This is a genomic window from Nocardia wallacei, from assembly GCF_029868745.1.
In the GTDB taxonomy this organism is placed as follows: domain Bacteria; phylum Actinomycetota; class Actinomycetes; order Mycobacteriales; family Mycobacteriaceae; genus Nocardia; species Nocardia wallacei_B.
Window position 1 is genome coordinate 1 of the sequence record NZ_JARWOP010000095.1, and the last position, 17,681, is coordinate 17,681.

The following is a 17,681-nucleotide window of genomic DNA, read 5'->3' on the forward strand; positions in this document are numbered from 1 at the left end:
AACCCCCCCTTCTGCCCGGGGGCGGGCTGGTTTTCTTTCGCGCGCGGGGCGTTTTTATCCCCCGCGCGGCGTCCGCCTCCGCCCCCTTGATCCCCTGTCGCGCGCCGCCGCGGGCCCCCCCCGCGCCCCCCTCGGCCGCGGTCCTCGATGCCGCGGCGCACCCGCCCCGCCCGAGCCACGGTGCGGCGCAACCGCGGATCCGCGGCGGCCAGGTAGCGCAGGCTCGGGGACAACTCCGGACCGCCCAGCACGATCAGGCCGTCGCGGTCGAGATCCAGCGGGCGCCCCGGCAGGAAGCGTTCCACGTTCGCGGCGAATCCCAACTCCCGCAACAGCTCCACCAGGCGATGCGGGGCCGCGGCGTCGGGCGCGCCCACCAGCGGCGCGGCGCGCGTCGTGCTGCGCACGTCCGGGGTCAGGATGGTCAGCGGGCCGTGCCCGAAGAACAAGCCCTCCGGCACCGGGCCCTGCGTGCTGACCTGGTGGATCCGCGCGCGTGAAAGCCCCGCCGCGGCACCGATTCTGGCGAAGGTCCAGCCCTCGGCATGCAACTCGCGGATGACGGCTCGCCGAATCCTGGTGAGCTCGTTGATGGTCTGCTGGGCCTGCGCGACCCCATCGGTGGCAGCCTTGAGGCGCTCGACCTTGTCCTCGATCGCGAACACCCGTGCCACCTCGTCGGCCGACATGTGCGCAGTCTAGATAGCTCGACAGCGGGATGTGTCTAGCCCCGTTGACGAAAACGCTCCGGCCTGCACCGGAATTGCGGACAAAAGTTCCGATCGGGAATACCTGTTGATCGGAATCGTCCGTGGTGACCACGGCAATTCGATTGCCTCGCTAGGTGGCATCGAAATCGATCGGCGGCTTCTCGTTGCGCGCCAGCGGCTTCGGCGGCTCGGGGGCGGAATATGTCGCGGGCGGCGAATAATCCGAGCCATTGGACGTACTGGACGGTTTGTCGAACTTTCCGGTGAACAACGAATCATCGCCGTCCAGCAGGTGTTTGGTCACCGCGCTCCGGGGCGTCATGCCGCGGAACTGGTCCAGCGGCCGCCGGAGTTCGTTGAGGTCCTGCAGCGGCTTGCGGATCTCGTCGAACTCCGGGCCCAGCTCGCTGCGCAGCTGGCTGGTGGCCCCGCTGGCGTAGTCGCGCACCTGCCGCAGGCTCTGCGCGGTCCAGCGGATCGCCCCCGGCAGCCGCTCCGGACCGAGGATCACCAAGGCGGCGACCACCAGGATCACCATCTCGGCCCATCCGATATCGAACATACGACCAGGCTACTAAGGCTGCTTGGGGGCGTTCTCGTCGGATTCCAGCGTGACCGGCACGTCGACCTGGCGGCCGTCGCGGATCACCTGGAAGGTCACGGTCTCACCGATCCGGCGCGACTGCACGGCCACGGTCAGCTCCGCGGGCTCGGTCACCTCGCGCCCGGCGACCCGCACGATCACGTCGCCCTCGACGAGCCCGGCCTTGGCGGCGGGGCTGCCTCCCGACACGTCGGCGATCGCCGCGCCGCTCATGGCGTCGTTCTCGACGGTCTTCTGCCGGGCGTTGACGCCCAGCCACGGGTGGGCCACCTTGCCGTCGCGGATCAGCGTCTGGGCGATGCGCTGCACCAGATCCACCGGGATGGCGAAGCCCAGACCGACCGAACCGCCGCTCTCGCTGCGAATGGCCGTATTGATGCCGATCAGGCGCCCCTCGCCGTCGACCAGCGCGCCGCCGGAGTTGCCGTGGTTGATCGCGGCGTCGGTCTGCACGGCGTCGAAGGCGCCGGCGGTGTCGTCGCCGGCCTCGGTGGGCTCGGCCATCGGCCGGTTCAGCGCGCTGACGATGCCGGAGGTGACCGTCTTGGTCAGGCCCAGCGGCGAACCGATTGCGAGCACGTCGTCACCCACCTGGACGTCCTCGGACTTGCCCAATCGGGCCACCGTCAAATTCTTGACATCGACCTTGAGCACCGCGAGATCGGTCTTGGGGTCGCGGCCGACGATCCGGGCCGGGGCCTTGGTGCCGTCGGAGAAGGTCACCTGGATCTTGCCGCGGCCCGACTTGTCCAGCCCGACCATCGAGACCACGTGATTGTTGGTGACGATGTAACCCGCGCCGTCGATGACCACGCCCGAGCCGAGCGCGCCGTTGTCACCCACGGTTTCGCGGATCTGCACCACCGCGGGCAGCACCGCGTCGGCCACCTTCGCGACCTGGCCGTGCGGTTTGTCCGAGGATTCCTCCTGCTGGAGGGCGATCTTGCGGGAGGTGAGTGCCGAGGCGGAATCGCCGGTGAACCGGCCGATCAGACCGCCGACCAGGCCGATCGCCAGGGCGATGACCGCGAGGATCGCGAGCGCGGCGGGCGCGACCTTCTTGCCGAACAGCACCTCGCGGGCGCTGAGCTGGGTGGCGGGCGGCAGCGGCGCGTCGCGCGGAGTCGTGATGGCGGGTGCGCCCAGGCGGGCGGCGGCCTCGGGATCACGCCAGGGATCGGCCGGTCCGGCGGCCGGGCCGTCGTCGTCGGCCGCGTCCGGGTCGCGCTGCAGTAGCTCGTCGGAGCCCTCGGGGCGGCCGAACGCCTCGGCCAGCACCGCGTCGGGCGGCCGGTTCACCAGTTCGGGGCCGTCGTGCCGGGGCTCACCGGCCGCGCCCGGCTGATGCGCGGAGAACGAACCGGTCTGCCCCTCGGGGCGCCGGAACGCGCGGGCGGTGTGCTTGTCGATGTCGGGCCGATAGACCGGTCGCGGCCCCAGCACGGGCGCGTCCGGCGGCCTCAGGTTCCCCCGTTCGGCCGCCGAATCCGACACAGCGTCTCTCGGCGACGCGCCGGGCTGTTCGGGCTGTGATCCGGTGTTCGTCGATTCGGTGGTCACGTGTCGAACTCTACTTGCGCCACCAACCGGTCCACCGCCTGCTCTCCGAAGAGAATTCGCGATCGGTGGAGACGAAGCGGAACGAATCCGCCCGCAGCCCTAGAAAACTCGCACCGCGCGTCATCTCGTCCATGTGATCGGAAAGATTTGCCAGCGGAATGCGGCTCAGGGTGTCGTGCAAATTCCCCGGCGCGGCGATCTGCCGTTGCGCCGCCCGCCGCAGGGCGATGCGCGCCTGTTGCTGGGAGTCGACCTCGGCCGCGCACTCGGGGCATTTCGCGAGATGCTCGGCGGCACGCAGATATGCGTTCATTCGGAGTTCGCCGTCGACGTAGGCGGCGATGGCCTCGCTCGCCAAGTGTTCGGTCGGAGCGAATCGATGCGGACGGCCGGTTGCGGCGTCCTCGCCACTCATACGTGCACTCACCCTTCCGACGGACGAACTGCTGGCGCCGGGCGCCGCTCACGGCGGCGTTGGATCACCCGACCTTCTCGTCAGCGGCGAACCGCTGCTGAGATCCATTATGCGCAAGGTACTCCCGCAGCGCCTGGCGTCCACGGTGGATCCGGCTGCGCACAGTGCCCAGTTTGACGCCGAGCGTAGCGCCGATCTCCTCGTAGGACAGCCCCTCGATATCGCACAGCACCACGGCGGCGCGGAATTCCGGAGCCAGCGAATCCAGCGCGGATTGCAGGTCGGGATCGAGGTTGGCGTCGTGGTAGACCTGCTCGGGGTCGGGACCTTCCGAGGGCACCCGGTCGTAATCGTCGGGCAGCGCCTCCATCCGGATCCGGTTGCGGCGGCGCACCATGTCCAGGAACAGGTTGGTCGTGATGCGGTGCAGCCAACCCTCGAAGGTGCCGGGCTGGTAGTTGGACAGCGAGCGGAAGACCCGGATGAACGTCTCCTGGGTCAGGTCCTCGGCGTCCTGCGGGTCACCGGTCAGGCGGTAGGCCAGCCGGTACACCCGGTCGGCGTGCTCGCGCACCAGTTCGTCCCAGGTGGGCATCATGGACCGGTCGCCGGTGGCGTCGAAGGCCGCGGTGCCGGTCAGCGGATCGATGTCGTCCTCGGCGGGGGGCGCCGGGGCGTCGTCGGGCAGCACGGCGTCGGACGGGACGGGGTTGCCGCTGTCCGCCGCGGGCAGTAGGTATTCGGCCGAGTCTGCGGTGTTCGGCAGGCTCGACGGGGGAAGAGTGGCGTGCTCACGCGCCGCATCGACCATGTGGATGGGATTACCTCCTACTCGGGACCGTGCTCGGCGCTGCGACGGTGAGGTTCCCCCCATCCTGTCGCGTGCCGGGTATAACCGAAGACGGGTGTCAGGTTGTTCCCGGGCGCCGCCCACGGTCGGTCGGCCTTTGCGTGGTACCAACTCTGTCGAATCCCGATGTGCCGGTGGTGTGGGGAGGCTGAGGGACACCTGAGAAAAATCGCGGGTCGCGCGCCGTCCCACCGCCTCGTAGGTCGCGACGTTCGGCGGGGTTCGCCGTTAGCCTCATACCTGTGAGCCTCATACCCGCGGCAGCGACCGCGCAGCGCAACCTCGCCTACGTGGAGGAATCCGTCGCCGAGGACGAGATTCTGCTGGCCGCGCGCGAGCGGGCCACCGAATTGGGGGCGCTGCCGGTACCGCCCTCGGTGGGCGCGCTGCTGAGTATGTACGCCCAGATGCTGGGGGCGCGGGCGGTGGTCGAGGTGGGCACCGGCGCCGGGATCAGCGGGCTGTGGCTGCTCGACGGCATGCGCGAGGACGGCACGCTGACCACCATCGACTCCGAGCCCGAACATCAGCGGGCCGCGCGCGACGCCTTCCGCACCGCCGACATCCCGCCCGCGCGGACCCGGCTGATCAACGGCCGCGCCCTGGATGTGCTGCCGCGTCTCGCCGACGGCGCCTACGACCTGGTCTTCGTCGATGCCGCACCGCTCGAGCACCCGCAGTACGTCGAGCAGGGGGTGCGGTTGTTACGCGAGGGCGGGGCGATCCTGCTGCACAACGCGCTGCTCGGCGGCCGGGTGCCCGATACCGCCCAGCGCGACCCGGCCACCCAGGCGGTGCGGGCGGCCACCCGCGCGGTCGCGGAGGATCCCGAACTCACCAGCGTGCTCATCCCCGTCGGCGACGGGTTGCTCTGCGCCTCACGGGGTTAGCGGCCCCGGATCCACTGGTTGGTCGGATCATCCGATCATTTTTCTGTGGTTCTGACCTGCGTAGATGACGATCGAAAATCGTTGCGCGGGAAGTCTTGCGTGACCATTGAACGAGTGTTTAGTATATTGAACATGTGTTCAAGGGAACAGCCGTACCGGAAGGATCCGCCTCGGATCTGAGCACTCGCGCCCGCATCCGGGACGCCGCCATCGCCGTCTTCGGCGAGGAGGGGTTCGGGGTCGGTGTTCGGGCGATCGCGAAGGCCGCGGGTGTGTCCCCGGGGCTCGTCAACCACCATTTCGGTTCCAAGGACGGGCTGCGGGAAGCGTGCGATGAACACGTCCGCTCGATCATTCGGGCGGCGAAGACGGAGTACGTACAACACCCCACGCCGAACGCGACGTGGCAGGCGCTCTCGGAAATCGAGGAATACGCGCCCGCCATCGCCTATCTGATGCGCAGCTTTCAGGCCGGAGGGCCGCTCATGGCCACGATGTTCGAGCAGATGGTCGCCGATGTCGAGTCCTACCTCGTCGTCGGGATCGAGGCCGGGACCCTGCGCGCACCACTCGACCTGAGAGCAACGGCTCGCTTTCTGGCGGTGAACAACGGCGGTGGGTTCTTCTTCTTCCTGCAGCTGTACGCCGCCAGACACGACGGCAAGCTCGACTACCGAAAAGCGCTGCGCGAGTACGCCGACCAGATGATGCTGCCGGCGGTCGAAGTCAATACACATGGTCTTTTCGCCGATTCGTCGCTGCTGGACACCCTGCTCGCCGATCGGTGAACCCACTCGTCTCTCGAGGAGATTCGATGTCATCGGCAATCGTCGTCCGGGATCTGCACAAGCATTTCGGACAGGTACACGCACTCGACGGGCTCGACCTGGAGGTCGCCGAGGGCGAGGTACACGGCTTCCTCGGCCCCAACGGCGCGGGCAAGTCCACCACCATTCGCATTCTGCTGGGCATCCTGACCCGCACCTCCGGCGAGGCGCAGGTGCTGGGGCGGGACCCGTGGGCCGACGCGGTCGGCCTGCATCACGAGATCGCTTATGTCCCAGGCGATGTCACGCTCTGGCCGTCGCTGTCCGGCGGCGAGACCATCGACCTGCTGGCCCGGATGCGCGGTGGCCTGGACCCCGATCGCCGCGCCGAGCTGATCGATCGGTTCGAGCTGGATCCGCGCAAGAAGGCCCGCACCTACTCCAAGGGCAATCGGCAGAAGGTCGCCCTGGTGTCGGCGTTCTCCTCGAACGCCAACCTGCTGATGCTCGACGAGCCCACCTCGGGTCTGGACCCGTTGATGGAGCAGGTCTTCCGGGAATGCGTCCGGGAGGCCACCGAGCGCGGGGTGACCGTGCTGCTGTCCAGCCACATTCTGTCGGAGGTGGAAATGCTCTGCGAGCGGGTCACCATCATCCGCTCCGGGCGGACCGTGGAGAGCGGCAGCCTCGCCGAGTTGCGGCACCTCAGCCGCACCTCGATCACCGCCGAAATGCTCGGCGACCCAGGCGATCTCGGCAGCATGCCGGGGGTCGACGATGTCAGCATCGAGGAGCACACCCTGCGCTGCCAGGTGGACAGTGAACATCTGGGCGAGCTGATCCGGGTGCTCGGCGACGCGGGCGTGCGCAGCCTGGTCAGTCAGCCGCCGACGCTGGAAGAGCTGTTCCTGCGGCACTATTCGCTCGACGGCGACGAGCCGGCCGCGAGCGGCTCGGCGGCCCACCGGTACGCGGAGGCGACGAAATGACCACCGCAACCGTCTCCCGACCGCAGTACGGATTCGCCGAATCCGACCGTGGCGCCTCGGATTTCACCGGCACGATGCAGCTGCTGCGGCTGTATCTGCGGCGCGACCGGATCGTGCTGCCGCTGTGGGTGATCCTGCTGTCGCTGCCGCTGGGCAGCACATACATCAAGAGCACCGAATCGGTGTATTCCACGCCGGAGCAGCTGGCCGGTTTCGCCCGCACGATCCTGTCCAGCCCGGCGCAGCTGGCCATGTACGGCCCGATCTACAACACCACCTCCACGGCGGCGGCCGGGTTGTGGAAGGCCGGAATGTTCTTCACCCTCATCGGGATCGCGACGATTCTCACGGTCATCCGGCACACCCGCGCCGAGGAGGAGACCGGCCGCGGTGAGCTGCTGGCGTCCACTCAGGTCGGGCGGTATGCCAGCCTGACCGCCGCGCTGATCGTGGCCTGCGGCGGTGCGATCGCCGCCGGGCTGATCGCGACCGTCAGCATCATGGGCGCCGGGGTCGAGGGCGCCGGCGCGCTGGCGTTCGGGCTGGCGCTGGCGGGGTCGGGCCTGGTGTTCGCCGCCGTCGCCGCGGTGACCGCGCAGCTCAGTGCCAATGCCCGCACCACGCGCGGCCTCGCCTTCGTGGTGCTGGCCGTGACCTACACGCTGCGGGCCATCGGTGATGCTCGCGCCGGTGCCGGGCCGACCGGTCCACTGGTCTGGCTGTCGCCGCAGGGTTGGTCGATCCAGGTGCGGGCGCTCGCGGGTAACCACTGGCCGATCCTGATGCTGCACGTGGCGACCACGGCCGTGCTGATCGTGGTGGCGTATGTGCTGCTGCAGCGGCGCGATCTCGGTGCCGGGCTGATCGCCGAGCGGCTCGGGGCGCCGGCCGCCGGGCCCGGACTGGCCGGTCCGTTCGGTCTGGCGTGGCGGTTGCAGCGCGGCACGCTGCTGGCGTGGACCATTGGTCTGGCGCTGTACGGGCTGGTCATCGGCAGCGTGGTGCACGGTATCGGTGACGAGCTGGGCACCAGCGACGCGGTCAACGACATCATCGGGCGTTTGGGCGGCAGCGCCGCCCTGGAGGACGCGTTCCTCACGACCGGCTACACCATGCTCGGCATGGCGGCGTCCGCGTACTCCATCTCGGCGGCGCTGCGGCTGCATTCGGAGGAAACCGCGCAGCACACCGAGACCGTGCTCACCGGGGCCGTCGCCCGGACCCGCTGGGCCGCATCGCATGTGGTGTACGCCCTGCTCGGACCGGTTGTGGTGCTGGTGGTTTCGGGCCTGTTCGGCGGCCTGACCTACGGCGCCGCGGCAGGGGACATCGGCGGGAAGCTGCCGCGGGTGCTGGGTGCGGCGCTGGTGCAGATCCCGGCGGTCTGGCTGTTCGTGGGCGCCGCGGTGCTGCTGTTCGGGCTGCTGCCGCGCTGGGCGCCGGTGGCGTGGGGAGTGTTCACCGCCGGTGTGGCGCTGTTCTTCCTCGGCTCCATCTCCGGTATGCCGCAATGGATTCTGGATCTCACGCCCTACAGTCACCTGCCCAAGTTGCCGGGCGCCGAATTCACCGCGACTCCGGTGGTGATCCTGCTGGTGCTCGCGGCGGTGCTGCTCACGATGGGCCTCGTCGCCTTCCGGCGCCGCGACCTGCGCTGAACTACCTTTTCCCCGAACGCCTCTCGGTACGCCGAGGGGCGTTCGGCGTATCCGGCGCCCGATCGCGGTCGAGACGGGCAGCGGTCGTCGAGGGGGATGCACGCGCTCGCGAACGCATCGGGCAGCCCATGGCGCACACTGGATTGACGCGCCGCGGACCGGGCATACCCGGGATGAAGGCCTTCCGGGCGGCCGCCGGTTGCCCTGCCGCGCAGCCGGTTACGTGCACGGCGGGAGGTGATGCGCGGTGGCCGAGGAATTCGCGCATCTGCTCGAGCACTACCTGCCCCGCGGCTGGCTGTTTCCGGCGGCCGTCATCTTCGGGTTCGTGGTGGTCGTCGCGGTGGTGGTGCTGTTGATCGTGAGCCACAGCGACTTCGACGACCAGCACTCACCGGTCACGACGACACCGAGCACCTGCGCGCCCTTCTGCACCGCGACGACCGGCGTTCCCGCACCACCTTGATCGGCACGCGAGTACATGGGGTGCGCGGCGGCCGTGGTCGCCGATATGATTGAGGGAGCAAGTGTTTCGCTACCGGTGGAGGCGTGGGTGGTTTTCCAACGCGCAGTGCTGATCGAAGTCGCGCCACGCAGCTGGCTGGTGCTGGCGGTGGTAATGCTGGGCTTCTTCATCTTCGTCGCCCTGCTGGTGCTGCTGCTGGTCACCGGGAGCGATTACAACGATCCGGCCAAACAACCGCCGATCACCCACGGCCCGTGCGATCCGTTCTGCACGGCCACTCCGGTGCCCGCCGCCCCGCGCTGAGCACGGCAGGTGCGATTAAACCCACACGCCCTTGCCTACGGTCACCACGCCACCGTTGCTGACCGCGAATCGTTCCCGATCGCGTTCCAGGTCTACTCCGATGATCTCGCCCTCGCCGACCATCACGTTCTTGTCCAGGATCGCGCGCCGCACCACCGCGCCGCGGCCGACCCGCACGCCCGGCATCAGCACACTGCCCTCCACGGTCGCGCCGTCCTCGACGAACACGTTCGACGACAGCACCGAATTGCGCACCGTGGCCGCCGACAGGATGCTGCCCGCCCCGACGATCGATTCCTGTGCCAGCCCGCCCTGCGCGAACTTGGCCGGCGGCAGGTTCTCCGCGGCGCCGCGGATCGGCCAGTGCCTGTTGTAGAGATTGAAGATCGGGTGCACCGACACCAGATCCATGTGCGCGTCGTAGAACGCGTCGATGGTCCCCACGTCGCGCCAGTAGCCGCGGTCGCGGTCGGTGGACCCGGGCACGTCGTTGCGCGCGAAGTCGTACACGCCCGCCTCGCCCTCGCCGACCAGGGTCGGGATGATGTCGCCGCCCATGTCGTGGTCGGAATCGGCGTTGTCGGCGTCGGCGCGGATGGCGTCCACCAAGGCCTTGGTGCTGAACACGTAGTTGCCCATCGACGCGAAGGTGACGTTCGGGTCGTCGGGGGTGCCCGGCGGATGCACCGGCTTCTCCAGGAACTGGGTGATCCGGCCGGACTCGTCGGAGTCGATGCAGCCGAACGCCCCGGCCTCGCTGCGCGGCACTCGGATCCCGGCGACCGTCACGCCCGCGCCGGTGTCGATGTGGTGGGCCACCATCTGCTCGGGATCCATCCGGTACACGTGGTCGGCGCCGAACACCACGATGTAGTCCGGGTCCTCGTCGTAGATGAGATTGAGCGACTGCATGATCGCGTCCGCGCTGCCGGTGTACCAGCGCGGACCCAGGCGCTGCTGGGCCGGGACCGGGGTGATGTATTCACCGCCGAACCCCGACAGCCGCCAGGTCTGTGAGATGTGCCGGTCCAGCGAGTGCGACTTGTACTGGGTGAGCACGCACAGCCGCAGAAAACCGGCGTTGACGAGGTTGGACAGGACGAAGTCGATGAGCCGGTACGCGCCCCCGAACGGGACCGCTGGTTTGGCGCGGTCCTTGGTGAGCGGGAAGAGTCGCTTGCCCTCACCGCCGGCGAGCACGATCCCGAGTACGTGCGGCTGGCTCCTCACAGGGCCCAACTTACCGCCGCCGGGTCTGTGGAGTGGTCAGCACGCAGGTGAACGATTAGGTTGGACCGGTGAGTTTCGGCCCGGAGGGCGGACGCGAGCCGACCGAATCGCGGGAGCGGAATCGGTTGCGGGTCGCGATGCTGACTCGTGAGTATCCGCCGGAGGTGTACGGCGGGGCGGGGGTGCACGTCACCCACCTGGTACCGCGGTTGCGGCGGTTGAGCGAGGTGACCGTGCACTGCATGGGTGTGTCGCGCGCGGACGCCGTGGTGCACCAGCCCGATCCGATGCTGTACGCGGCCAATTCGGCGCTACAGATGATGTCGGCGCAACTGCGCATGGCCGATGCCGTCGGCGGCGTGGACGTGGTGCACTCGCACACCTGGTACACCGGGCTGGCCGGGCACCTGGCCGCCACGCTGTACGGCATTCCGCATGTGCTGACCGCGCATTCGCTCGAGCCGCGGCGGCCGTGGAAGGCCGAGCAACTGGGCGGCGGTTACCGCTTGTCGTCGTGGTCGGAACGCAACGCGATGGAGTATGCCGACGCGGTCATCGCGGTGAGCGCGGGCATGCGCCGCGACGTGCTGGACGCCTACCCGACCATCGATCCCGAGCGGGTTCACGTGGTGCACAACGGGATCGACGCGCAGGCGTGGTGTCCCGGTGGTCCGATCGACGGCGCCCGCGACGTGCTGGCCGAACTCGGCGTGCGCACGGACGCGCCGATCGCCGCGTTCGTCGGGCGCATCACCCGGCAGAAGGGCGTGTCGCATCTGCTGGCCGCCGCCCGCGAATTCGATCCGGACATCCAGTTGGTGCTGTGCGCGGGCGCGCCCGACACGCCGCAGCTGGAGGCCGAGGTGTCGGCGGCGGTGGCCGAGCTGGCCCGCCGCCGCGGCGGTGTGTTCTGGGTGCGGGAGATGCTGCCCACCGAGCAGGTGCGCCAGATCCTGGCCGCGGCGACGGTATTCGTGTGCCCGTCGGTATACGAGCCGCTCGGCATCGTGAACCTGGAAGCCATGGCCTGCGGCACCGCCGTGGTCGCCTCGGACGTCGGCGGCATCCCGGAGGTCGTCGCCGACGGCGCCACCGGCCGCCTGGTCCACTACGACAGCGACACCCCCGAAGAATTCGAGTCCCACCTAGCCCGCACGGTCAACGCAATAGCCCGCGACCCCCTATCCGCCAACGCCCTAGGCACCGCCGGCCGAGCCCGAGCCATAGCCGAATTCGACTGGTCCCAGGTAGCCGAACGCACAGTCCACCTCTACGACAGCATCCGCAAGGCTTGAATCCGCGACCAGACACTGAGGGCGCGCGGGTCGCCACTGTTCCCCGAGGGCGCGCGAGTCGCCATTATTCCCCGACCGTACGCGCCCTGGCGCGTACGGTCGGGGGCATGGACCGCGCTGCTGTGGATGCCTGGGTGGAACGGTACGAGCGGGCCTGGCGGACGCCGGGCACCGCGCAGCTGGGGGAGTTGTTCGCGCCCGGCGCGAGCTATCTCCCGTCGCCCTGGGCGGCGCCCATCACCGACGCGATGGAGTTGGCGCGGTTCTGGGAGCGCGCCCGCGACGGGGCGGACGAGCCGTTCACCATGACATCGGCGGTGGTGGCCCTCGACGGCGACACCGCGGTCGTCCGCGTAGAGGTCGAGTACGCCCGGGCCGATCCCGCACGCTGGCGTGATCTGTGGGTGCTGCGCTTCGCGGACGACGGCCGCTGCACCTGGTTCGAGGAGTGGCCGTTCGCGCCCGAGCAGGCCGACGGGCATTAGTGCGGGCGGTAGGTGGAGACCGTCACCGAGGCGGTCACCTCGACCGTCTCCGGCAGCGCCGCGATCCGGTCGGCGCGCTGCGCGGCGGCATGATGCGCGGAGGGCCCCATGCCGACGACATTCGTGACATCGGCGTGGCCGAGCCGCATCGAATACTCCACGACCCGTTCGGCGAGCCGGTCGAAGCGGCCGGACAGGGTCGCGGCGAGGCGCTCGTCCTTGGCCGCGTCCACGCCCACCATGCCCAGCGGCACGATCAGTTCGGACAGATGCCGGGATGTCGGCGTCACCACGACGAATATCCCGCCGGGAGCCAGCACCCGGGCCACCTCGTCCGGATTACGCGGCGCGAACACCGACAGCACCCGGCTCAGCGCACCGTCGCGCACCGGCAGCCCACGCCAGGCATCGGCCAGCACCGAGGCGGCCCGCGGGTGCGCACGGGCGGCGCGCCGGGCCGCGAACTTCGACACGTCCAGTGCGATCCCGTGTGCGCCGGGCGCGGCATCCAGCGCCGCGGCCAGGTAGTAGCCGGTTCCCGCGCCGACCTCGAGAATCGAATGCACCGGGGACCCGGTGGTGAGTGCCGCCGCCGCGGCGTCGGCGATCGGAGTGAAATGCCGGGCGCGCTGGAAAGCGGCCCGCGCGTCCAGCATGTCGGCAGTGTCGCCCGTCATCTTGGTCGACGCGCCGGTCAGCAGGCTGACATACCCCTGACGGGCGAGATCGAAGGCATGTCCGCGAGTATTGGACAGCGATTCGCGGGCACAGGACAGCGAGCGGTCGCGCACGGTCATGCCCGCTCCGCATTCGGGGCAGGCGAGTAACCGCGCGATCGCGGCGAGCGGCGTGTCGGTGTCCGCCCGCGCCGGAGTCACCGGCATTGATCGAACGAGCGGTTAACTGGTGACTTCGGTGAGCTCTTTGCCGAGGGCCGCGGCCTCTTCCGGCGTGAGCTCGACGACCAGACGCCCGCCACCCTCGAGTGGAACCCGCATGACGATTCCACGCCCTTCCTTGGTTGCCTCGAGGGGACCGTCCCCGGTGCGGGGCTTCATGGCCGCCATCCTCTGCTCCCTCCAGATCCGCGCGGTCTGCTGCGCACTTTCTTGGAACTCGTGTTGTCACCAACAGGTAGCCCCCGTGCACGGCCACGCCGCGCCCGAGGGGCCACACCACGACTATTCTTCCTCATCACGGAACTGGGCGGGTACCTGAGTTCGAAAACCGACCGCCGTGGCGCGTGTTCAACCGCGCACCTCGACCCAGCAATCGGCCAGATGATCGTTCACCATTCCGGTCGCCTGCATCATCGCGTAAGCCGTCGTCGGACCCACGAAACGGAATCCGCGGCGCTTGAGTTCCTTTGCGAGAGCAACCGATTCGGGTGTGACCGCGGGCACGTCGGAGAGTCGGCGCGGGCGCGGGCGGGGCTCGGGCGCGAACGACCAGAGCAGTTCGTCCAGCCCCGGCGAGAGATCTTCGGCAACCTTGGCGTTGGCGATGCAGGCCTCGATCTTGGCGCGATTGCGCACTATGCCGGGATCGGACAGCAGGCGCTCGGCGTCGGCCGGGGTGAAACGGGCCACCCGGTCGATGGCGAAGCCCTCGAAGGCGGCCCGGAACGCCGGCCGCTTCCGCAGGATGGTGATCCACGACAACCCCGACTGGAAGGCCTCCAGGCACATCCGCTCGAACAGCGCGTCGTCACCGTGTAGCGGCTGTCCCCACTCCTCGTCGTGATAGTCCCGATAGAGCTGAGACGATTCCGACCATCCGCACCGCACCTTGCCGTCGGACTCCACCTCGACCGATGCGGTACTCACCGCGGATCCCGCCGATCGGCCTGGTCGGTGCCCTGCTGCCCCGGCGGTTGTACCTGCGGCGACGGCCCACCGGACGCGTCGGAACCCTCCGGCCCGCCGCTCCCGCGAGCCAACCCCGGCACCGAGACCTGCCACGGTGGAGCCCCACCCGGCGCGGCAGCGGACGGGTCACCCCAGCCCTCCGCCTGCGCCGACTTCGGCTGCTCGGTACCGGGCGGTGCGGAACTCGTGGTTGTGGGGTCGGGTGTGGTCGGCTCGGGGGCGGGGCGGTGGGTCGGCTGGGTGGAGGGTTCCCAGGCGGTGGGTGGGCTGGTGAAGGGGCTGGAGTAGGTGGTGATGTCGGTGTGGCCGTTGGGCGGTGCGGCTGCGGGCGGGGAGCCGAAGGCCCAGGACGTGGATGTCCGGTTCGGATGGATGGTTTGTTCGAAGGTGGGCGGCGCGGTGTACGAACCCGTGCGCGGGTGTGCGGCCGATCGGTCGCCGCGGGCCTCGGCCAGCTGGATTTCCAGCTCGTCGATGCGGGCGGCGAGCCGGGTGAGCGCCCAGTCCACCTCGCCGGCCTTGTAGCCGCGGAACACCTGCTGGAAGCGCAGCGCCCGCACATCGCCGCCGCTGATGGCCGCGACCGGCAGCACCGTCGCCGTGGTGCCCTCGGGCAGCGGCCCCAGTTCCTCCCCGCGGCCGAACACGGCGCTCGCGACCAGGAACAGCAGCGCGGCCACCAGACCGACGATCAGCACGTACAACAGCAGCGTGAGCATACGGACGAGGATATGTGGCACCCGTGACAGGTTCGACGCCCCCGACGATGTTCGCCGAGCCCGAGCGCCGGTCCGCTTCCCCGAAATCGAACCGGCGCACGCGAATCACCAACCCCCGGTTCACCTTTCCCCGGTGCGGCGGAAGCAGTAGGCCGCCGCCGCGAGATATTGCCGGCAGCTGCCGCCGTGCCCGGCATGCACGGCGAGGATGAAACGGGCCCGGTCGTAGGTGAGGTCGACCGGCTCGTGGGCGCAGTCGCGGCTGTCCATCAGCCACCGGTCCCGGACGTCCGAGGGCGGTGCGTGCATCGTGGTACCTCCAGCAGGTGTGCGGGTGCACCCGGCGCCGCGAAAACCGTGGGTCTCAGGATCGCCGCCCTCGGTTTTGTCGTCGAATTGCGAAGGATTTATCGCATCGGCACCGGGTGCGCCTCTAACTTTCGCCGTATTCGGCCCATTACGAAATCGCGCAGCGTTGGCATTGGTGTTGGCTTACTGTTGGCACACGGGTGCGAAACAGGGAGTTAACAATGGTGTTGGGTCGTCCCTGGACCGGATTCGAGGCTGTCGCCTTGCAGGAGGCGACCCGGAAATCGGTGCGGGAGTTTGCCGCTCACCTCGGGGTGGAGATGACGACGGTGGCCAACTGGCGCTCCGGGCTGAGCGCGGTGACGCCGCGCCCACTCACCCAGGAGCTGCTGGACACGCTGCTCGTGCAGGTCGGCGCCGAAGTGCGCGAGCGGTTCGAACAGATTCTGGCCGAGGGTGAACAGGCCCTCGGCTCGCGCCGGATGCCCGCCCGCCGCGCCGCTGTGTCGCTGGGCGCGGCGTCCGCGGCCGGATCCGATGTGGCTCTGATGTCAAGGATCGACGATGCCCGGCTGGTGATCGACCGGACGCTCGCCGCCGGCACGGTCGGTCCGGCCATGGTGGAGCTGATGGAGGAGCGCGCCGCCGGGCGGATGCTCGCCTACACCCGCACCGCGCCGTCGGCGGTCCTGTCCACGGTGCTGCCGGATCTGCTGGAGGTGCAGTCGATTTCGACGCAGCGTCAGCCCGCGGCCATTCAGGCCAGACTGTCGGAGATCACCGCGGTGCTGGGCCTGCTGATCGCCGACGCGCTGATGAAGCTCGGCCAGATCGAGCGCGCCGACTACTGGTACGGCACCGCCCGCCTGGCCGCCGACGACACCGGCAATCGCAGGCTGCGGGCGCGGGTCCGCGCCCAGCACGCGATGCTGCCGTACTACTACGGCAGCCCCGAGCAGGCGGTACTGCTGGCTCGCGCGGCCCAGGCCCAACTCCCGGAGATCGCCGACGACGCGACCGCGCTGGCCGCGGCCGCGGAGGCGCGCGCCCTGGCCCGCCTCGGCGACGCCGACGGCGCCGAGCTGGCACTGAACCGAGCCCGCAGACAGATCGACGAACTCGGCGCCGCCGTCACCGACGAGGCGTTCCGGTTCAGCGAAAAGCGTTTGCTGCTCTACCAATCCGGCACCCTGACGAATCTGGGCCGCACCGCCGCGGCGCGTCGGGTGCAGGAGCGGGGCCTGCAGCTGTACCGGAACAGTCCGGGCGTGGTGGTGGATCCGGCGCTGCTCGAACTCGACGCCGCGGTCTGCCACGCCCTCGATGGCGCGGTCGACGAGGCCTGCGCACTGGCCGTGCGGGTGCTCACCACACTCCCGCCGGAACACCGGACCACGATCGTGACGACCCGGGCGGCGGCCGTGGTCGAGGCGATTCCCGAGCCGGGCCGCGGCCGCCGGGTGGTCGACGAGTTGCGCCGGTTGGTGGCGGCCGGTCCGGGAGCCACGCCGTGACCACCGCGTCGGCGACCGGCCGCCGTCCCGCCGCCGAGTTCACCGCCCAGCGCACCCGCTGGATCCTCGAGAAGGCCTGCCACAGTAGCGGTTTCGACCCCACCGCGGCCGAGCTGCTGCGCCATCACACCAATGCCGTGTACCGGTTGGCGAACGAGCCGGTGGTGGTGAAGATCGATCGGCCGTGCGGTGCCGCGGCGCCGGTCGATGTAGTCGCGCTGGTGCGCTGGTTACGGCACCGGGACGTCCCGGCGGTGCCGCTCGCGGGCGTGGTGCAGCCCGTCGAGATCGACGGGTGCGCGGTCACGTTCTGGCGGTACCTGCCACAGCACCGCGACATCGTCGCCGCCGATCTGGCCGGACCGCTGGCGCGGCTGCACGGCCTGCGCACCCGACCCACGCAGTGGCTGCCGACCCGCCACCTCTCCGACACCTTCCACCGCATCGCCCGCGCCATCGACGCCAACACGATCCTGCCGCCCAGCGACCGCCGCCTGCTGCGCGCCGAGCGGAACCGGCTGGCCGCCCGGCACGACAAGATCGGCTATGCGCTGGCGCAAGGCCTCATCCACGGCGACGCGCACCATCGGAACACGTTGTGGGACAACGCATCCGAGCGTGGCGTGCTGTGCGACTGGGAGAGCGTTGCGATCGGCCAGCCCGAATGGGATCTGGTGACCATCGAGGTGCACTGCCGCCGCTTCGCTCACCACCCCGGCGAATACGACGGCTTCTGCCGCGACTACGGCTTCGACATCCGCGACTGGTCCGGCTTCGCCTGGCTGCGCGACCTCCGCGAACTCCGCATGATCACCACCAACGCCTACAAGTCCGCCCCCGGCTCCGCCAGCGCCCGAGAAGTCTTGCGCCGCATCGACGGATTGCGCAACGGCATCCCACTCACCTGGAACATCCTCTGACACCGGCGCGCTCGGTTCCCGCCCGTCATACCCGCCAAAAGCATGGCGGGGTGGCGGATGCCGGGAGGGCCGGAGGACGGGGGGGGGCGGGCTACAGGTGGCGGGGGGTGTCGATGCCGAGGGACATGC

General features: G+C 69.6%; 21 protein-coding genes. 10 read left to right on the forward strand and 11 right to left on the reverse strand.

Going from position 1 to position 17,681, the window contains the following annotated elements; translation table 11 throughout:
- The 5 genes from QH470_RS07040 to sigE all read right to left on the reverse strand — a co-directional run.
- A partial coding sequence (locus tag QH470_RS07040) for a hypothetical protein (protein WP_280271458.1) occupies positions 1-689 on the reverse strand: 689 nt, incomplete at its 3' end.
- A 151-nt stretch (positions 690-840) separates the two neighbouring features.
- Complete coding sequence (gene tatB, locus QH470_RS07045) at positions 841-1,272, reverse strand: Sec-independent protein translocase protein TatB (RefSeq protein ID WP_280271459.1); 432 nt, start codon at positions 1,270-1,272, stop codon at positions 841-843.
- 12 nt (positions 1,273-1,284) lie between these two features.
- The gene (locus QH470_RS07050) at positions 1,285-2,874 is read right to left on the reverse strand and encodes a S1C family serine protease (RefSeq protein ID WP_400179796.1); all 1,590 of its coding nucleotides are present in this window, start codon (positions 2,872-2,874) and stop codon (positions 1,285-1,287) included.
- A gap of 10 nt (positions 2,875-2,884) precedes the next feature.
- Entirely contained in the window at positions 2,885-3,289 is a 405-nt protein-coding gene (locus QH470_RS07055; protein ID WP_280271460.1) for a zf-HC2 domain-containing protein, read from the reverse strand.
- Positions 3,290-3,353: 64 nt separating this feature from the next.
- Positions 3,354-4,100 carry an RNA polymerase sigma factor SigE gene (sigE, locus tag QH470_RS07060; RefSeq protein ID WP_280271461.1) on the reverse strand — a complete coding sequence of 249 codons (747 nt, stop codon included), beginning with the start codon at positions 4,098-4,100 and terminating at the stop codon, positions 3,354-3,356.
- Between the two features lie 290 nt (positions 4,101-4,390).
- Between sigE and QH470_RS07065 the strand changes: the two genes are divergently transcribed.
- The 6 genes from QH470_RS07065 (at position 4,391) to QH470_RS07090 (ending at position 9,212) form a co-directional block, all read left to right on the forward strand.
- On the forward strand, positions 4,391-5,029 hold the full coding sequence (locus QH470_RS07065; RefSeq protein ID WP_280271475.1) for an O-methyltransferase: 639 nt from the start codon (positions 4,391-4,393) through the stop codon (positions 5,027-5,029).
- A 134-nt stretch (positions 5,030-5,163) separates the two neighbouring features.
- A complete protein-coding gene (locus QH470_RS07070) occupies positions 5,164-5,817 on the forward strand; it encodes a TetR/AcrR family transcriptional regulator (protein ID WP_280271462.1) in 654 nt (217 codons plus the stop codon).
- A gap of 26 nt (positions 5,818-5,843) precedes the next feature.
- Positions 5,844-6,785, forward strand: coding sequence for an ABC transporter ATP-binding protein (locus QH470_RS07075; RefSeq protein WP_280271463.1), 942 nt, complete (start codon positions 5,844-5,846; stop codon positions 6,783-6,785).
- Positions 6,782-8,443, forward strand: a complete 1,662-nt coding sequence (locus QH470_RS07080) for an ABC transporter permease (protein ID WP_280271464.1) — start codon at positions 6,782-6,784, stop codon at positions 8,441-8,443. The genes QH470_RS07075 and QH470_RS07080 overlap by 4 nt, the downstream gene beginning before the upstream one ends.
- Before the next feature lie 247 nt (positions 8,444-8,690).
- Positions 8,691-8,909, forward strand: coding sequence for a hypothetical protein (locus QH470_RS07085; RefSeq protein WP_280271465.1), 219 nt, complete (start codon positions 8,691-8,693; stop codon positions 8,907-8,909).
- Between the two features lie 87 nt (positions 8,910-8,996).
- Positions 8,997-9,212 carry a hypothetical protein gene (locus QH470_RS07090; protein ID WP_280271466.1) on the forward strand — a complete coding sequence of 72 codons (216 nt, stop codon included), beginning with the start codon at positions 8,997-8,999 and terminating at the stop codon, positions 9,210-9,212.
- A gap of 15 nt (positions 9,213-9,227) precedes the next feature.
- Here QH470_RS07090 and glgC read toward each other — a convergent pair whose 3' ends face one another.
- On the reverse strand, positions 9,228-10,442 hold the full coding sequence (gene glgC / locus QH470_RS07095; RefSeq protein WP_280271467.1) for a glucose-1-phosphate adenylyltransferase: 1,215 nt from the start codon (positions 10,440-10,442) through the stop codon (positions 9,228-9,230).
- Positions 10,443-10,567: 125 nt separating this feature from the next.
- Between glgC and glgA the strand changes: the two genes are divergently transcribed.
- Entirely contained in the window at positions 10,568-11,737 is a 1,170-nt protein-coding gene (gene glgA / locus QH470_RS07100) for a glycogen synthase (protein ID WP_280271476.1), read from the forward strand.
- A 107-nt stretch (positions 11,738-11,844) separates the two neighbouring features.
- Complete coding sequence (locus tag QH470_RS07105; RefSeq protein WP_280271468.1) at positions 11,845-12,222, forward strand: nuclear transport factor 2 family protein; 378 nt, start codon at positions 11,845-11,847, stop codon at positions 12,220-12,222.
- On the opposite strand, the gene QH470_RS07110 is transcribed toward QH470_RS07105, so the two are convergent.
- The 5 genes from QH470_RS07110 to QH470_RS07130 all read right to left on the reverse strand — a co-directional run bounded on the left by QH470_RS07110 (position 12,219) and on the right by QH470_RS07130 (position 15,118).
- Positions 12,219-13,106 carry a methyltransferase domain-containing protein gene (locus QH470_RS07110; RefSeq protein WP_280271469.1) on the reverse strand — a complete coding sequence of 296 codons (888 nt, stop codon included), beginning with the start codon at positions 13,104-13,106 and terminating at the stop codon, positions 12,219-12,221. The two genes, QH470_RS07105 and QH470_RS07110, sit on opposite strands and share 4 nt — an antisense overlap.
- A 15-nt stretch (positions 13,107-13,121) precedes the next feature.
- Positions 13,122-13,289 (reverse strand): DUF3117 domain-containing protein, encoded by a 168-nt coding sequence (locus tag QH470_RS07115; protein ID WP_019929283.1) that lies wholly within the window; start codon positions 13,287-13,289, stop codon positions 13,122-13,124.
- A 180-nt stretch (positions 13,290-13,469) separates the two neighbouring features.
- Positions 13,470-14,048, reverse strand: coding sequence for a DNA-3-methyladenine glycosylase I (locus tag QH470_RS07120; protein WP_280271470.1), 579 nt, complete (start codon positions 14,046-14,048; stop codon positions 13,470-13,472).
- A complete protein-coding gene (locus tag QH470_RS38205; protein ID WP_425302627.1) occupies positions 14,045-14,809 on the reverse strand; it encodes a DivIVA domain-containing protein in 765 nt (254 codons plus the stop codon). The genes QH470_RS07120 and QH470_RS38205 overlap by 4 nt, the downstream gene beginning before the upstream one ends.
- Positions 14,810-14,929: 120 nt before the next feature.
- Complete coding sequence (locus QH470_RS07130; RefSeq protein WP_280271471.1) at positions 14,930-15,118, reverse strand: hypothetical protein; 189 nt, start codon at positions 15,116-15,118, stop codon at positions 14,930-14,932.
- 221 nt (positions 15,119-15,339) lie between these two features.
- On the opposite strand from QH470_RS07130, the gene QH470_RS07135 reads away from it, so the two are divergent.
- Together QH470_RS07135 and QH470_RS07140 are read left to right on the forward strand one after the other, a co-directional pair.
- Positions 15,340-16,632 carry an NsdA family TPR-like regulatory protein gene (locus QH470_RS07135; RefSeq protein ID WP_280271472.1) on the forward strand — a complete coding sequence of 431 codons (1,293 nt, stop codon included), beginning with the start codon at positions 15,340-15,342 and terminating at the stop codon, positions 16,630-16,632.
- Positions 16,629-17,552 (forward strand): phosphotransferase, encoded by a 924-nt coding sequence (locus QH470_RS07140; protein WP_280271473.1) that lies wholly within the window; start codon positions 16,629-16,631, stop codon positions 17,550-17,552. Before QH470_RS07135 ends, QH470_RS07140 begins: the two co-directional genes overlap by 4 nt.
- Positions 17,553-17,681 lie beyond the last annotated feature (129 nt).

Bases quoted from the DNA above. Each gene is read 5' to 3' on its own strand.
- QH470_RS07115 (WP_019929283.1), bottom strand. From the start codon at position 13,289: ATGGCGGCCATGAAGCCCCGCACCGGGGACGGTCCCCTCGAGGCAACC.
- QH470_RS07130 (WP_280271471.1), bottom strand. From the start codon at position 15,118: ATGCACGCACCGCCCTCGGACGTCCGGGACCGGTGGCTGATGGACAGC.
- QH470_RS07110 (WP_280271469.1), bottom strand. From the start codon at position 13,106: ATGCCGGTGACTCCGGCGCGGGCGGACACCGACACGCCGCTCGCCGCG.
- sigE (WP_280271461.1), bottom strand. From the start codon at position 4,100: ATGGTCGATGCGGCGCGTGAGCACGCCACTCTTCCCCCGTCGAGCCTG.
- QH470_RS07075 (WP_280271463.1), top strand. From the start codon at position 5,844: ATGTCATCGGCAATCGTCGTCCGGGATCTGCACAAGCATTTCGGACAG.
- QH470_RS07105 (WP_280271468.1), top strand. From the start codon at position 11,845: ATGGACCGCGCTGCTGTGGATGCCTGGGTGGAACGGTACGAGCGGGCC.
- QH470_RS07135 (WP_280271472.1), top strand. From the start codon at position 15,340: ATGGTGTTGGGTCGTCCCTGGACCGGATTCGAGGCTGTCGCCTTGCAG.
- QH470_RS07080 (WP_280271464.1), top strand. From the start codon at position 6,782: ATGACCACCGCAACCGTCTCCCGACCGCAGTACGGATTCGCCGAATCC.
- tatB (WP_280271459.1), bottom strand. From the start codon at position 1,272: ATGTTCGATATCGGATGGGCCGAGATGGTGATCCTGGTGGTCGCCGCC.
- QH470_RS38205 (WP_425302627.1), bottom strand. From the start codon at position 14,809: ATGCTCACGCTGCTGTTGTACGTGCTGATCGTCGGTCTGGTGGCCGCG.
- QH470_RS07055 (WP_280271460.1), bottom strand. From the start codon at position 3,289: ATGAGTGGCGAGGACGCCGCAACCGGCCGTCCGCATCGATTCGCTCCG.